The sequence below is a fragment of the Acidovorax sp. FG60 genome (assembly GCF_057808995.1).
Genome location: NZ_JBMDJC010000001.1, coordinates 66,300 through 80,655, shown reverse-complemented (window position 1 = coordinate 80,655; position 14,356 = coordinate 66,300). Strand labels below are relative to the sequence as shown.

Annotated in this window: 13 protein-coding genes; 9 read left to right on the top strand and 4 right to left on the bottom strand. The window is 63.7% G+C overall.

The window, feature by feature from the left end; genetic code table 11:
* The first annotated feature begins 12 nt into the window (after positions 1–12).
* Genes ACODS0_RS00370 through ACODS0_RS00355 form a run of 4 tightly spaced genes read left to right on the top strand, consistent with a single transcriptional unit; the run spans position 13 to position 3,836 of the window.
* Positions 13–1,488 carry an NADH-quinone oxidoreductase subunit M gene (locus ACODS0_RS00370; RefSeq protein ID WP_055393242.1) on the top strand — a complete coding sequence of 492 codons (1,476 nt, stop codon included), beginning with the start codon at positions 13–15 and terminating at the stop codon, positions 1,486–1,488.
* 13 nt (positions 1,489–1,501) lie between these two features.
* Positions 1,502–2,995 (top strand): NADH-quinone oxidoreductase subunit NuoN, encoded by a 1,494-nt coding sequence (gene nuoN, locus ACODS0_RS00365; protein WP_055393244.1) that lies wholly within the window; start codon positions 1,502–1,504, stop codon positions 2,993–2,995.
* Between the two features lie 25 nt (positions 2,996–3,020).
* Positions 3,021–3,326: a DUF2818 family protein gene (locus tag ACODS0_RS00360; protein WP_055393246.1), complete on the top strand. Its 306-nt coding sequence runs from the start codon at positions 3,021–3,023 to the stop codon at positions 3,324–3,326.
* Between the two features lie 24 nt (positions 3,327–3,350).
* Positions 3,351–3,836 (top strand): DUF1178 family protein, encoded by a 486-nt coding sequence (locus ACODS0_RS00355; RefSeq protein ID WP_488831968.1) that lies wholly within the window; start codon positions 3,351–3,353, stop codon positions 3,834–3,836.
* 164 nt (positions 3,837–4,000) lie between these two features.
* On the opposite strand, the gene ACODS0_RS00350 is transcribed toward ACODS0_RS00355, so the two are convergent.
* Entirely contained in the window at positions 4,001–5,815 is a 1,815-nt protein-coding gene (locus tag ACODS0_RS00350; RefSeq protein WP_488831966.1) for an ABC transporter transmembrane domain-containing protein, read from the bottom strand.
* A gap of 375 nt (positions 5,816–6,190) precedes the next feature.
* Here ACODS0_RS00350 and ACODS0_RS00345 point away from each other — a divergent pair, with 375 nt between their 5' ends.
* The 5 genes from ACODS0_RS00345 (at position 6,191) to ACODS0_RS00325 (ending at position 10,925) form a co-directional block, all read left to right on the top strand.
* A complete protein-coding gene (locus tag ACODS0_RS00345; protein ID WP_055393252.1) occupies positions 6,191–6,961 on the top strand; it encodes an ABC transporter ATP-binding protein in 771 nt (256 codons plus the stop codon).
* Positions 6,961–7,674, top strand: coding sequence for an ABC transporter ATP-binding protein (locus tag ACODS0_RS00340; protein WP_055393254.1), 714 nt, complete (start codon positions 6,961–6,963; stop codon positions 7,672–7,674). The genes ACODS0_RS00345 and ACODS0_RS00340 overlap by 1 nt, the downstream gene beginning before the upstream one ends.
* 57 nt (positions 7,675–7,731) lie before the next feature.
* Positions 7,732–8,928 carry an ABC transporter substrate-binding protein gene (locus ACODS0_RS00335; protein WP_055393256.1) on the top strand — a complete coding sequence of 399 codons (1,197 nt, stop codon included), beginning with the start codon at positions 7,732–7,734 and terminating at the stop codon, positions 8,926–8,928.
* A gap of 98 nt (positions 8,929–9,026) precedes the next feature.
* Positions 9,027–9,911: a branched-chain amino acid ABC transporter permease gene (locus ACODS0_RS00330; RefSeq protein WP_010463953.1), complete on the top strand. Its 885-nt coding sequence runs from the start codon at positions 9,027–9,029 to the stop codon at positions 9,909–9,911.
* A 12-nt stretch (positions 9,912–9,923) separates the two neighbouring features.
* Entirely contained in the window at positions 9,924–10,925 is a 1,002-nt protein-coding gene (locus tag ACODS0_RS00325) for a branched-chain amino acid ABC transporter permease (RefSeq protein WP_055393257.1), read from the top strand.
* Between the two features lie 63 nt (positions 10,926–10,988).
* Here ACODS0_RS00325 and ACODS0_RS00320 read toward each other — a convergent pair whose 3' ends face one another.
* Genes ACODS0_RS00320 through ACODS0_RS00310 form a run of 3 tightly spaced genes read right to left on the bottom strand, consistent with a single transcriptional unit; the run spans position 10,989 to position 14,335 of the window.
* Positions 10,989–12,110, bottom strand: a complete 1,122-nt coding sequence (locus tag ACODS0_RS00320; protein WP_488831959.1) for a lipocalin-like domain-containing protein — start codon at positions 12,108–12,110, stop codon at positions 10,989–10,991.
* Positions 12,111–12,159: 49 nt separating this feature from the next.
* Positions 12,160–13,233: a PLP-dependent cysteine synthase family protein gene (locus ACODS0_RS00315; protein WP_199727079.1), complete on the bottom strand. Its 1,074-nt coding sequence runs from the start codon at positions 13,231–13,233 to the stop codon at positions 12,160–12,162.
* 31 nt (positions 13,234–13,264) lie between these two features.
* On the bottom strand, positions 13,265–14,335 hold the full coding sequence (locus tag ACODS0_RS00310; protein ID WP_488832640.1) for a tetratricopeptide repeat-containing glycosyltransferase: 1,071 nt from the start codon (positions 14,333–14,335) through the stop codon (positions 13,265–13,267).
* Positions 14,336–14,356: the final 21 nt, after the last annotated feature.

The following is a 14,356-nucleotide window of genomic DNA, read 5'->3' as shown; positions in this document are numbered from 1 at the left end:
GGAAAACAACAAATGGGTCTGTTGAGTCTTGCAATCTGGGCACCGATTGCCTTCGGTGTACTGCTGCTGGCCATTGGGCGGGATGAGCATGCCCGCGCGGTGCGGTGGCTGGCGCTGGTGGGGGCCGTGGTTGGCTTCCTGGTGACGTTACCCCTGTACGATGGGTTCCAGCTGGGCACGGCGGCGATGCAGTTTGTCGAGAAGGCAGCCTGGATCGAACGCTTCAACATCCACTATCACCTGGGTGTGGATGGCATCTCGTTCTGGTTCGTGCCGCTGACGGCATTCATCACGGTCATCGTCGTAGTGGCTTCCTGGGAGTCCATCACCGAGCGCGTCAACCAGTACATGGGGGCTTTCCTGATCCTGTCGGGCCTCATGATTGGCGTATTCACGGCGTTGGACGGCATGCTGTTCTACGTGTTCTTCGAAGCCACGCTGATTCCGATGTACCTGATCATCGGTATCTGGGGTGGCCCCAACAAGATCTACGCGGCGTTCAAGTTCTTCCTGTATACGCTGCTCGGTTCGCTGCTGATGCTGATCGCACTGATCTTCCTGTACAACCAGTCAGGCGGCAGCTTCGACATTGCCACGTGGCACCAGTTGCCGTTGAGCCGTACGGCGCAGACGCTGCTGTTCTTTGCCTTCTTTGCGGCGTTTGCCGTGAAGGTGCCGATGTGGCCGGTGCACACCTGGCTGCCCGACGTACACGTGGAGGCGCCCACCGGAGGCTCCGCCGTGCTGGCCGCCATCATGCTGAAGCTGGGCGCATACGGCTTCTTGCGTTTCTCCATGCCCATCGCCCCCGATGCCTCTCGCGAGTGGGCTTGGCTGATGATTGCCCTGTCGCTGATTGCCGTGATCTATGTGGGTCTGGTGGCCATGGTCCAGAAGGACATGAAGAAACTGGTGGCGTATTCGTCTGTGGCGCACATGGGCTTTGTGACTCTGGGCTTCTTTATCTTCAACGATCTGGGCGTGTCTGGCGGTCTGGTGCAGATGATTGCCCACGGCTTTGTCTCGGGCGCGATGTTCCTGTCCATTGGCGTGCTGTATGACCGCGTGCATTCGCGTGAAATCGCCGCTTACGGCGGTGTGGTCAACACCATGCCCAACTTCACGGCCTTTGCGCTGCTGTTTGCGATGGCCAACTGCGGCCTTCCAGGCACTGCCGGCTTTGTGGGCGAGTGGATGGTGATCCTTGGCGCTGTCAAGGCCAACTTCTGGATCGGTCTGGCCGCCGCCACTGCGCTGATCTTTGGTGCCGCCTACACGCTGTGGATGTTCAAGCGCGTATACCTGGGGCCAGTGGGCAATGACAACGTCAAGGGCCTGACCGACATCGACAGCCGCGAATTCCTGGTGCTTGCCTTGCTCGGCATTGCCGTACTGGCCATGGGCCTGTATCCCCGTCCGTTCACGGACGTGATGGACACCTCGGTGGCGGAACTGCTCAAGCATGTTGCGCTGTCCAAGCTGAACTAAGAGATTCAAGAAGATGATTGACAACATCAGCTGGCTCGCGATTTACCCCGAAATCGTGCTGTTGACCATGGCCTGCGTGATCGCGCTGGTCGACCTGGGCGTGCACAGCGCCCGCCGCACCGCCACCTACGTGCTCACCCTGCTCACGCTCGCCGTGGTGGCTGGATTGCAGGCCATGTACGCCAGCAGCGGCAACACCTTCTATGGGTTTGGCAACATGGTGGTGAGCGATGCCATGGGCAACTGGCTCAAGTGCTTCGCCACGGTGGCCATGATGATCACGCTGGTCTATGCCCGACCCTACGCGGCAGATCGCGGCATGATGCGTGGCGGCGAGATGTTCACCTTGTCGATGTTTGCGCTGCTGGGCATGTTCATCATGATCTCGGGCAACAACTTCCTCGTGATCTATCTGGGCCTGGAGCTGCTGACCCTGTCGAGCTACGCGCTTGTGGCCCTGCGCCGTGACAATGCCACGGCCACAGAAGCGGCCATGAAGTATTTCGTGCTTGGCGCCATGGCCAGCGGCTTCCTGCTGTACGGCCTGTCCATGATCTACGGTGCCACGGGTTCGCTCGATATCGGTCAGGTGTTCAAGGCCGTCAATTCGGGCCAGATTCGCCACCAGGTGCTGGTTTTCGGCCTCGTGTTCGTGGTGGCCGGCCTGGCCTTCAAACTGGGTGTCGTGCCTTTCCACATGTGGATTCCCGACGTCTACCAGGGTGCTCCCACGGCGGTCACGCTCATGATCGGTGGCGCGCCCAAGCTGGCAGCGTTTGCCATCACCATCCGCCTGCTGGTGGACGGGTTGTTGCCCTTGGCCATCGACTGGCAGCAAATGCTGGCAGTGCTGGCGATTGGCTCACTGCTCGTGGGTAATCTGGCCGCCATCGCGCAGACCAACCTCAAGCGCATGCTGGCGTACTCCACCATCTCGCAAATGGGCTTTGTGCTGCTGGGTCTGATGTCGGGTGTGGTGAACGGCAATGTGGATGCTACGGCCGTTGAGAACGCCTACAGCGCCTCGATGTTCTACGTGGTGACCTATGTGCTCACCACGCTGGCAGCCTTTGGCGTGATCTTGCTGCTGGCCCGCGAAGGCTTCGAAAGCGAGGAAATTTCGGACTTTGCTGGCCTCAACCAGCGTAGCCCCCTGTACGCCGGTGTGATGGCCGTCTGCCTGTTCTCGATGGCCGGTATTCCGCCGCTCGTGGGTTTCTACGCCAAGCTGGCCGTGCTGCAGGCGTTGGTGGCCTCAGGCCAGACCCTGTACATCGCGATGGCGGTGTTCGCGGTGATCATGTCGCTGATCGGCGCCTTCTACTACCTGCGGGTGGTGAAGGTCATGTACTTCGACGCACCGTTGACGGCCTCGAACGTGTCCGCCCCGGCGGATGTGCGTGTGGTGCTGACCCTTAACGGCGCGCTCCTGCTGGTGCTGGGCCTTCTGCCCGGCGGCTTGATGGCCCTTTGCGCTGACGCTGTCGTGCGCGCGCTGGCCACCTAAGCGTTCCCCACTGCCTGCTGTTCCTGTGTCGCTTACCGGGTCCGTCTGGCTGGTCATCGTGGCAGCGTTCATTGCTGCCAACCTGCCTTTTGTCAACCACCGCTGGCTGGCGGTGGGGCCGCAGTCCAATCCGAGAAAGCCGCTGGTGGGCCGCCTGGGCGAGCTGATCCTGCTGTACTTTCTGGTGGGTGGCTTGGCGCTGTTGCTGGAACGCAGGGCCGGGCAGATTGCTTCGCAAGGCTGGGAGTTCTATGCGATCACCGGGACGCTGTTCCTCACACTCGCCTTTCCAGGTTTTGTTTACCGTTACCTGCTGCGCCGCCACGGCTGATGGCCGGCGTGCCCAAGGTTTTCCATGAAGGTGCTTGATCTCCAATGCCGGCAGGGCCATGTCTTTGAAGGCTGGTTCGCGTCGGAAGACGATTTCCAGGGCCAGAAGCAACGTGGATTGGTGCAATGCCCGCTGTGCGCGGACGATCACATTGAAAAACGCTTGAGTGCTCCCCGGCTGAACCTGGGGGCGCGCGAGCCAGCTGCACCGTCAGCCATGCCTACACCGTCTGCCGCACCCGAGGGCGGCAGTCTCCAGGTCGGAAACTCTCCGGCACTTCCGCCCGCATTACAGGCTGCCTGGCTGGACCTTGCCCGCAAGATCGTCGCGAATACTGAGGATGTGGGTGCGCGCTTTGCGCAGGAGGCTCGGCGCATACACCACGGTGAGGTGCAGGAGCGCGCGATTCGCGGGCAGGCCACTCCGGATGAGGCGATGGAGTTGCTGGAGGAGGGGATCGCCGTCATGCCCTTGCCTCTGCCCGCCGCCGCCAAGGAAACGCTCCAGTAGGCCATCGATGCTTGGGGCCAAAATATTAAATGTTTTAGGCTGCTGGCGCTTGATGGGTAAGACAGTATTGCTATCAATTTGATATCGATATGACGGGCGGCCTGGGATTAGCCGGAAACCCTCCGTAAACCCCCACTGCTGGCCGCGATCTGACAGTGCGGGCGTTACACCGTGAACTGCAACGCCGCCAGGCGGGCATAGACGCCGCCTTGCGCCAGCAGGGCCGTGTGGGTGCCTTGCTCTACGATGCGCCCATGTTCCAGCACCACAATGCGGTCCGCGTTCTGCACCGTGGCCAGCCTGTGGGCAATGACCAGCGTGGTGCGCCGACCTGTGTGGCGCTGCATGGCGGTATCCAACGCCGCCTGCACCATGCGTTCGCTCTCTGCGTCCAGCGCGCTGGTGGCTTCGTCTAGCAGGAGCAGGGGCGGGTTTTTGAGCATGGCCCGGGCAATGGCAATGCGCTGTCGCTGGCCGCCGGACAGCCGCACGCCCCGTTCACCCAGGAAAGTGCCATAGCCCTCGGGCAGCGCCATGATGAAGTCGTGTGCAAAGGCGGCACGTGTGGCTGCCATGACTTCTTCGTCTGTCGCCTGGGGGCGCCCGTAGCGGATGTTGTCCATGGCCGATGCCGAGAAAATTACGGCGTCCTGCGGCACGGTGCCCGTGTGCAAGCGCAGGGTTTCCAGGCGCAGTTGGCGGATGTCCACACCGTTGAGGCGGATGGCGCGCTGGGGTTGGCCCTGTGCCTCGGTGTCCACGTCGTAAAAGCGCTGCAGCAGCTGGAACACCGTGGTTTTGCCCGCGCCGCTGGCGCCCACCAGCGCCACCGTTTCGCCCGGCGCCAGGTGCAGCGTAAAGTCGTGCAGCGCGGGCTGGTCGGGGCGCGAGGGGTAGTGGAACCACACGTTCTCAAACTCCACCTCGAGCCCCCGTTCCGACACAGGCAGGTCCTGCGGCGCGATCGGGTCTGCCACGGGCGATCGGGTCGCGAGCAATTCCATCAGCCGCTCCGTGGCGCCCGCAGCGCGCAGCAGGTCTCCATAGACCTCGCCCAGCACGGCCACGGCACCGGCCAGCAAGATCACATACACCACGGTCTGCCCCAGATGCCCGGCTGTCATCTTGCCCGCCAGCACCGCTTCCGTGCCCCGGTACAGCCCCCAGAGCAGCAGTGCGGCGTTTGCAATGATGATGAAGGCCACGAGCAGTGCGCGGGCCCCGGTGCGCTTGATGGCGACCTGGAACGCGTTCTCGGTGGCCTGCATGAAGCGGGTGGTCTCGCGGGGTTCTGCCGTGTAGCTTTGCACCACCGGCACGGCATTGAGCACCTCGGCCGCAATGGCGCTGGAATCGGCCACCCGGTCCTGGCTGTCGCGCGACAGGCGCCGCACGCGCCTGCCGATCCACATGGTGGGCAGCACCACCAGCACCACGGCCAGCATCACCACCGACATGACGTAGGGGTTGGTCCACACCAGCATGGCCAGCGCCCCGACCCCCATCACGGCGTTGCGCAGTCCCATCGACAGGGAGGAGCCGACGACGGTCTGTACCAGCGTGGTGTCGGTGGTCAGGCGCGACAGCACTTCGCCGGTCTGGGTGGTCTCAAAGAACTGCGGGCTTTGTTGCAGCACATGGCCGTATACCGCGTTGCGCAGGTCGGCGGTCACCCGCTCGCCCAGCCAGCTCACCATGTAAAACCGCGCGGCGGAGAACACCCCCAGTGCCACCGCCACGGCAAACAGCGCCTCGAAATGATTGCGCAGTGCCATGGTTTGGGCCCCCTTGTCGGGGTTCACCAGGCCACCATCGACCAGATTGCGCAAGGCCAGGGGGAAGGCCAGGGTGGCAAGCGCTGCCAGTACCAGGAACACCACCGACAGCGCGATGCGTGCGCGGTATGGTCGCAGAAAGGGAAGGAGGCCCGTCAGGGACCGTGGGGCGCCGCTGGAGGGTTGAGTGGGGGTGGAAGCCATGGGGGTCAGTGTAGAGGGACCGTCCATGCGCCGCTGGGCGCGCCATCGTGGCACTGGCAAGACAAGATGTAAGAAAAAAGTCAGTGTTCTGCTTGGTGGGCTGACGCGTGAGCGGGGGCGAGCCACAGACAGCTTTGTGCGGGGTATCGCCTCCAAAACCAGCAAGGGCGGGCGATGCCGTGCCTGTGCACCATTGCCATGGGCGCCGCCGCAGGTAGCGATGTCCGAAAGCGTAGGCGTTTATACATAGGCATTAGTCCCAGTATCTACTGCGGGGTAGGGGGGCATACGATGCACTGCGATCACAACGCATGCATGAGGACCTTGCTGGCCAAGGCTTCTTTCCCCAGCACCCAACGGAGCGACCCAGGCGCAATGAGCGACGTCATTCTTGAAACCCACAGCCTGACCAAAGAGTTCAAGGGCTTCACCGCCGTCAGCGATGTAAATCTGGCCGTCCGCCGGGGCTCCATCCATGCGCTGATCGGCCCCAACGGCGCAGGCAAGACCACGTGTTTCAACCTGCTGACCAAGTTTCTCACGCCCACCTCGGGCACCATCCGGTTCAACGGGCACGACATCACGCGAGAGCAGCCCGCACAGATCGCGCGCCGCGGTGTCATCCGCTCGTTCCAGATCTCGGCGGTGTTCCCCCACCTCACGCTGATGGAGAACGTGCGCCTGGGCTTGCAGCGCAAGCTGGGCACCTCGTTCCACTTCTGGCGCAGCGAGCGCACCCTGTCGCAACTGGATGACCGCGCGATGCAGTTGTTGACCGAAGTGGGCCTGGAAGACCTGGCCGACGAGGTGACGGTCAATCTGCCGTACGGCCGCAAGCGCGCGCTGGAGATCGCCACCACACTGGCCATGGAACCCGAGCTGATGCTGCTGGACGAGCCCACCCAGGGCATGGGCCACGAAGACGTGGACCGCGTCACCCAGCTGATCAAAAAGGTCTCTGCCGGTCGCACCATCTTGATGGTCGAGCACAACATGAAGGTCGTCTCCACCATTGCGGACCGCATCACCGTGCTGCAGCGCGGCGCAGTGCTGGCTGAGGGGCCCTACGAAGAAGTTTCGAACAACCCACAGGTCATGGAAGCCTACATGGGCACCACCGACGGTCAACTCCAAGGAGCGCATTGATGGCTGCCGCTCCCGCCCTCGAAATCAAGAACCTTGAAGCCTGGTACGGCGAGTCGCACGTGCTCCATGGTGTGGACATCGTTGTGCAGCCCGGCGAGGTGGTCACGCTGCTGGGCCGCAACGGCGCGGGCCGCACCACCACCATGCGCGCCATCATGGGCCTGACCGGTGCGCGCAAGGGCTCGGTCAAGATCCATGGTGTGGAGACCATCCACATGGCCACGCACCGCATTGCGCACCTGGGCGTGGGCTACTGCCCGGAAGAGCGCGGCATCTTCTCCAGCCTGTCGTGCGAAGAAAACCTGCTCCTGCCCCCGGCACTGAAGACCGGCACGCCCGGCATGTCGGTGCAGGAGATCTATGCCATGTTCCCCAACCTGGCCGAGCGCAAGAACAGCCAGGGCACACGCCTGTCGGGCGGCGAACAGCAGATGCTGGCCGTGGCCCGCATTCTGCGCACTGGCGCCAAGTTGCTGCTGCTCGACGAGATTTCCGAGGGCCTGGCGCCGGTCATCGTGCAGGCCTTGGCCCGCATGATCATGATGCTGCGCGAGAAAGGCTACACCGTGGTCATGGTCGAGCAGAACTTCCGCTTTGCCGCACCGCTCGCCGACCGCTTTTACGTCATGGAGCACGGCCGCATCGTCGAAAAATTCGGCGCGTCGGAGCTGGAAGAAAAGATGCCCGTGCTCACCGAACTGCTGGGCGTTTGAACGCGCCCCGAAGTCTTGCTTCCCGTTTTCTTCAACCACATCCACAGGAGACAATCCATGAAGAACAAACTCAAAACGCTGGCACTGGTGCTGGGCGCCGCTGGCCTGGCCACCTCGGCCGCGCATGCGCAAGACAAGGTCAAGATCGGCTTCATCACCGACATGTCCAGCCTGTACGCCGACGTGGAGGGCAAGAACGGTGCGGTGGCCATCCAGATGGCGATTGATGATTTTGGCGGCAAGGTGCTGGGCATGCCCATCGAGCTGCTCACCGCAGACCACCAGAACAAGGCCGACATCGCAGCTTCCAAGGCCCGCGAGTGGATCGACACCCAGGGCCTGACCATGCTGTTTGGTGGCACCAACTCTGGCACGGCCCTGGCATCGGCCAAGGTGGCGGCCGAAAAGAAACGTGTGTACATCAACAACGGCGCCGCCAGTTCGGCGCTGACCAACGACCAGTGCACGCCCTACACCGTGCACTATGCCTATGACACCGTGGCGTTGGCCAAGGGCACGGGTTCGGCCATCGTGGATACCGGCGGCAAGTCCTGGTACTTCCTCACGGCAGACTATGCGTTCGGCCATGCACTCGAAGCCGACACCAGCACGGTGGTCAAGGCCAAGGGCGGCACCGTTGTGGGCACCGTGCGCCACCCGCTCAACGCGTCCGACTTCTCGTCCTTCCTGTTGCAGGCGCAGAACTCCAAGGCACAGATTCTGGGTCTCGCCAATGCTGGCGGCGACACCATCAACGCCATCAAGGCTGCCAAGGAGTTCGGGATTGGCAAGAGCATGAAGCTGGCGGGTCTGCTGATCTTCATCAGCGACGTGCACAGCCTGGGCCTGCGCAACACCGAAGGCCTGCAATTCACCACCAGCTGGTACTGGGATCTGAACGACGACACGCGCAAGTTTGCCGCGCGTTTCTTCGAGAAGACCAAGCGCATGCCTACCGAAATCCAGGCGGCCGATTACTCCGCCACGATGAACTACCTCAAGGCCGTGGAAGCAGCCAAGACGGTGGATGCCGACAAGGTCATGGCCACATGGCGCGGCATGAAGATGAACGACTTCTTTGCGTCGGGCCAACTGCGCCCCGATGGCCGTTACGTGCATGACATGTACCTGATGGAAGTGAAGAAGCCTTCGGAGTCCACCAAGCCCTGGGACTACTACAAGCTCGTCAAGAAGCTGCCCGGCGACACGGTGTTCACCACCAAGGCTGAGAGCAAGTGCGCGCTCTGGAAGTAAAGCCCTGAGCCGGACTCAACGCGCTCAGCCGCCCAGATGGGCTGGCCTGGCGCGTTGTGCCCCCTGACCTGAACCCCCTCCACCTGCCGCTGCCTCCCATGGAAATTTTTGGTGTCTCATTGCCGGGCCTGTTGAGCCAGCTCCTTCTGGGGCTGGTCAATGGGTCGTTCTACGCCATCCTCAGTCTCGGCCTGGCCGTGATCTTTGGCCTGCTCAACGTCATCAACTTCGCCCACGGGGCGCTGTTCATGACGGGCGCCCTGATGACCTGGATGGCGATGAACTACTTCGGCATCAACTATTGGTGGATGCTGGTGCTGGCGCCGCTGGTGGTGGGCTTGTTCGGGGTGTTGATCGAACGCCTACTGCTGCGCTGGATCTACAAGCTCGACCATCTTTATGGCCTGCTGCTTACGCTCGGACTCACCTTGCTGATTGAAGGCGTGTTCCGCTCCATCTATGGCGTGTCGGGCCTGGGCTATGACACCCCTGAGCTGCTGGAAGGCGCGACCAACCTGGGCTTCATGATCCTGCCCAACTACCGGGCCTGGGTGGTGGTGGCCTCGGTGGTGGTGTGCCTTGCCACCTGGTATGTGATCGAGAAGACCAAGCTCGGCGCTTATCTGCGCGCTGGCACTGAAAACCCACGCCTGGTGGAAGCTTTCGGCATCAACGTGCCCGTGATGGTGACCCTGACCTACGCCTTTGGCGCCGCGCTGGCTGCCTTCGCTGGCGTGCTGGCGGCCCCGGTCTACCAGGTCACGCCGCTCATGGGCCAGAACCTCATCATCGTGGTGTTTGCCGTGGTGGTGATTGGCGGCATGGGCTCCATCATGGGCTCCATCCTGACCGGGCTGGGCCTGGGCGTCATCGAAGGCTTCACCAAGGTCTTCTATCCCGAAGCATCGTCCACCGTGGTGTTTGTCATCATGGTCATCGTTCTCCTCATCCGCCCCGCCGGCCTGTTCGGCAAAGAAAAATAAGGGGCAGCCAGCATGAATCTCAAGAACACTGCCACCATCGGCTACGGCCTGCTACTGCTGGGCCTGATTGCCGCACCCTTCCTTGGTGCCTATCCCATCTTTGTGATGAAGCTCATGTGCTTTGCACTGTTTGCTTCGGCGTTCAACCTGCTGCTGGGCTACACCGGCCTGCTGTCATTCGGGCATGCAGCATTTTTGGGCGGGGCGGCCTACGTGGCGGGGCATGCCATCAAGGTGTGGGGCCTCACGCCCGAGGTGGGCCTGCTGCTGGGCACGGCCGGGGGGGCTTTGCTGGGCCTGCTGTTTGGCTGGCTGGCCATCCGCCGCCAGGGCATTTATTTTTCAATGATCACGCTGGCGCTGGCCCAGATGCTGTTCTTTGTGTGCTTGCAAGCCCCCTTCACCGGGGGTGAAGACGGCTTGCAGGGCGTGCCGCGCGGCAAGCTCTTTGGCCTGATCGATCTGAAGGACGATCTGGTCATGTACTACGTGGCGCTGGTCATCGTGGTGGCTGCGTTCCTGGTTATCGTGCGCACCATCCACTCGCCGTTCGGCCAGGTGCTCAAGGGAATCAAAGAGAACGAGCCCCGCGCAATCTCTCTGGGGTACGACACGCACCGCTTCAAGCTGCTGGCCTTTGTTCTGTCGGCTGCGCTGGCGGGGCTGGCGGGCTCCCTCAAGACGCTTGTGCTCGGCTTTGCCACGCTGTCGGACGTGCACTGGACGGCCTCGGGTCAGGTCATCCTGATGACGCTGGTGGGCGGCCTGGGCACACTGTCGGGCCCGCTCATCGGCTCGGCCGTGGTGGTTCTGCTCGAAAACAAGATCGGTGAATTCGGCAACCTGCTGGCGGCGCTGACCAGCGTGGAGTGGTTCAAGACCCTGGGCGAATCCGTCACCATGGTCACGGGGCTGATCTTCGTGATCTGCGTGCTGGCCTTCCGCCGGGGCATCATGGGCGAAATCATTGCCTGGCTGGCACAGCGCCGCGCGGGCAACACGGCCAAGCACTGACCCCGTCATGGCCCGCAACGGCGGGCTGCTACCTGGATGCTGCTCAAAAAGCCGCTGCCGCCCTCACAGGCGCAGCGGCTTTGCATATCCGGTCATCTCCAGATAGCCCCGGCCCACGGGCTGTCCGCTGCCGTCCAGCAGGTCGGACAGCCCCTCCCAATAAATCGCGCCGCTGGACCCACTGCTGTCCAGCTCCTGGTTGTCCAGCAGGGCGCGCACCTCAAATTGCCCCACCGGCGTCAGCACCCGCCACTGCACCGGGTAGCGCGCGCCGCTGTGCGGGCTGGTCCAGGTGCGCAGCGGGGTAAAGATCACGGCCTGCGCGCCAAACACCTGCACGGCCTGCCCGGGTGCCCGCCACGACCCTCCGGCCCACAGCGCAGACCCATCCGCGCGCCGCAGGCGGAAGGCCGTGAGCGCGCTGCCATCGGCCAGGTTCATGCCGATCCAATCCCAGCCCTGGGCCTCGGGGTGCATCAGCGCCTCGCTCCACTCGTGGTCCATCCACGCGCGGCCGGTGCCCGGCTCGACCGCCATGCGGCGGCCCGCCACTGTCAGGTGCCCGCTCACGGCCAGCTGCGGCTGGCTGTAGTAGTAGCTCGCCTGCGTCGCTTCCGGCCCCTTGCGCGACAGGCCTTGCTGGCCTTGCAGCAGCACGGGCTGCGTGCTGTCGAACTGCAGCTCCAGCCCCAGCTCGCTGCCGGTGATGCGCGTGGTGTAGCGGCTGCGCGGCGCCTCTCTGGGCGTGTTGTGGGGCACATCAACGCGCTCCAGCGTCCAGTCCTGCAGGCGGATGTGTGTGTCGGCCTGGCTGGCCTGCGCCACACCAAAGCCCGCGCGCGCAATACGCTGGTCATGCTGCAGGCGCTGGCCTTTCACATCGGTGATGGCCGCATGCGCGAACAGCAGCTGCTTGGCAGCAAACGCCGACTGCAGGCCCTGTGTGGCGTCCACCCGTGAGCGGAAAAACGTGAGCTGAAACCCCCAAGGCTGGCCCTGCGCTTGCACATGGCCGGTGATGTACCACCACTCGGTGCGCAGCTCCGGGTGGCTGCCGTGGTCGCGCGGAAAGGCCAGAGCGCGCGCGGGCAGTGCTTGCGCCGCACCCGGCCAGAGCAGCGCACCCAGCCCGGCTGCCTGCAGGCTGGCCCCCATCAGCCACTGGCGGCGTGTGGAGCTGTGCATGGTGTGGGGATCAAGGTACGGGATGGAATTGCGGGACGGGGCAGGGCGCTCAGCCCATCAACGCATCCACCTTCTGCTGCGCCGCCGAGCAATCGCCAAACGTGCGGTCCACCCAGTCGGTGTCGAAGTACGTGGGCAGGTAGCGCTCGCCCGCATCGCACAGCAGAGACAGGATGGAGCCGCGCTCGCCCCGCTCGCGCATCTCGCTGGCCAGCGTGAGCATGGCTACAAAGTTGGTGCCCGTGGACGGCCCCACACGCCGTCCCAGCAACTGCGACAGCGCGCGCATGGCAGCAACCGATTCGCAGTCCGCCACATCCACCATGCGGTCCACCAGCGTGCGGATAAAGCTCGGCTCCACACGCGGCCGGCCGATGCCCTCGATGCGTGAGCCCGGCGCTGTCAGCGCGGCATCGCCTGTGCGGTGGTAGGCGCTGAACACCGAACCCGCCGGGTCGGCCACACACACCTGCGTGGCATGGCGCTGGTAGCGCACATAGCGGCCAATGGTGGCGCTGGTGCCGCCCGTGCCCGCGCCCACCACAATCCAGCGCGGCACCGGGTGCGGCTCGCGCGCCATCTGCGTGAACATGCTCTCGGCAATGTTGTTGTTGCCGCGCCAGTCGGTGGCCCGCTCGGCATAGGTGAACTGGTCCATGTAGTGGCCGCCGGTTTCGGCGGCAATGGTGCGGGCCGCGTCGTACACCGCGCCCGCGCTGTCCACGAAGTGGCAACGCCCGCCATGGAACTCGATTTGCGCAATTTTTTCGGGCGACGTGGTGCGCGGCATCACCGCCACGAACGGCAGCCCTAGCAGCCGCGCAAAGTAGGCTTCGCTCACTGCGGTGGAGCCGCTCGACGACTCGACGATGGTCGAGCCCTCATGCACCCAGCCATTGCACAGTGCATACAGAAACAGCGACCGTGCCAGCCTGTGCTTGAGGCTGCCTGTGGGGTGGGTGGATTCGTCCTTGAGGTACAAGTCAATGCCATGCACTGCAAAGGCAGGCAGGCGCAGTGGGATCAGGTGCGTGTCGGCGCTGCGCTGGTAGTCGGCTTCGATGCGGGCGATGGCTTCGTGGAGCCAGGGAGAAGCGGAGGGCTGTTTCTGCATGGGCTGCATTGTCGCAGCCCTCGTCGGGTCACCAGGGTGGTCAAAGCCCGTAGAACGCCTGGTTGGCCTCTATGCGCTGGGCTTGTGCCTCAGGGTAGCGGCGTTCGGCCAGCAGCCGCTGCAGCGCGGCACGGCCCAGATCACGGTGGGGGGTGTAGAAGGCACTGACGGCCAGCTCGTCCAGTGCACGCCAGGCGTACACCTGTGTGTCCACAAAAAGAATGTCTGCGGGTTGCGCAATCTGCGACGCCTGCAGCGCAAACACCGTGGCGAGCGCATGTTCGCCACGTTCGCGGTGGTAGCGGGCCAGTTCGCACAGCGGTTCAGCCCGCTGGGGGCGGGCTGCGTAGGCGGTCAGATAGGCCTCGCGCACGGCGGCGGCGGGGGCGTGGTTGCGCTCGTGCAGCACGGCGATCTGGAACAGGGCGTACCAGCGCTCTTCTTCCCAGCCCCCCATATCCACCCGGCGCTGGTACCACAACAAACTGGGCTCGATCTTCCCGGCATCGCGGCAGCTCTGGGCCAGGTAGAACACGTTGCGCGTGTTGGTGGGGTCGTCCCGCACGGCCTGCTCCAGCAAGGCCATGTCGCGCAGGTAAGTCTCCGGGTCGCGTGCACGGGCGCCATCATGGGAGACGTGGATGACCGGCCCCTGCAGCGTTTGCCAGGGGCCGTGCTGCTTGGCGGTGAGGTATTCGTGCAGCACGCCCTCCCAGTGCCAGCCGGTGCGTGTGGCAATCAGGCTGTTGCGCTGGTATTCCCAGCCGTCCATGTGGCAGGTCAGGGTGTAGCCGTCGGCCGAGAGCGCGGGCCAGGAAAAGTCGGGCGGCACACGCAGTTGCTCGTCGGCATCAATGAAGAGCAGGTAGCCGCCATACGGGCGTGCCAACTCCAGCGCTTCGTTGCGGTTGTGCGCAAAGTTCTTCCAGGGGCGCTCGAACAGGGTACCGGGAACGTCGTGCATGAACTCGCGGACGATGTCCTGCGTGCCATCGGTGGAGCCCGTGTCCACGATGACCCAGTGGTCTATCCAGGGCTTTACCGAAGCGAGGCACCGGGTGATCACCGGGGCCTCGTTCTTGATGATCATGTTGAGCACGACGGGGGGCATGTGTCGCATAGGTCTTCAGCG

Coding starts and splice junctions, on each gene's coding strand:
- ACODS0_RS00340 (WP_055393254.1), top strand. CDS start 6,961: ATGGCTGCCGCTCCCGCCCTCGAAATCAAGAACCTTGAAGCCTGGTAC.
- ACODS0_RS00345 (WP_055393252.1), top strand. CDS start 6,191: ATGAGCGACGTCATTCTTGAAACCCACAGCCTGACCAAAGAGTTCAAG.
- ACODS0_RS00335 (WP_055393256.1), top strand. CDS start 7,732: ATGAAGAACAAACTCAAAACGCTGGCACTGGTGCTGGGCGCCGCTGGC.
- ACODS0_RS00355 (WP_488831968.1), top strand. CDS start 3,351: ATGAAGGTGCTTGATCTCCAATGCCGGCAGGGCCATGTCTTTGAAGGC.
- ACODS0_RS00330 (WP_010463953.1), top strand. CDS start 9,027: ATGGAAATTTTTGGTGTCTCATTGCCGGGCCTGTTGAGCCAGCTCCTT.
- ACODS0_RS00350 (WP_488831966.1), bottom strand. CDS start 5,815: ATGGCTTCCACCCCCACTCAACCCTCCAGCGGCGCCCCACGGTCCCTG.
- ACODS0_RS00325 (WP_055393257.1), top strand. CDS start 9,924: ATGAATCTCAAGAACACTGCCACCATCGGCTACGGCCTGCTACTGCTG.
- ACODS0_RS00370 (WP_055393242.1), top strand. CDS start 13: ATGGGTCTGTTGAGTCTTGCAATCTGGGCACCGATTGCCTTCGGTGTA.
- nuoN (WP_055393244.1), top strand. CDS start 1,502: ATGATTGACAACATCAGCTGGCTCGCGATTTACCCCGAAATCGTGCTG.
- ACODS0_RS00320 (WP_488831959.1), bottom strand. CDS start 12,110: ATGCACAGCTCCACACGCCGCCAGTGGCTGATGGGGGCCAGCCTGCAG.
- ACODS0_RS00315 (WP_199727079.1), bottom strand. CDS start 13,233: ATGCAGCCCATGCAGAAACAGCCCTCCGCTTCTCCCTGGCTCCACGAA.
- ACODS0_RS00310 (WP_488832640.1), bottom strand. CDS start 14,335: ATGCCCCCCGTCGTGCTCAACATGATCATCAAGAACGAGGCCCCGGTG.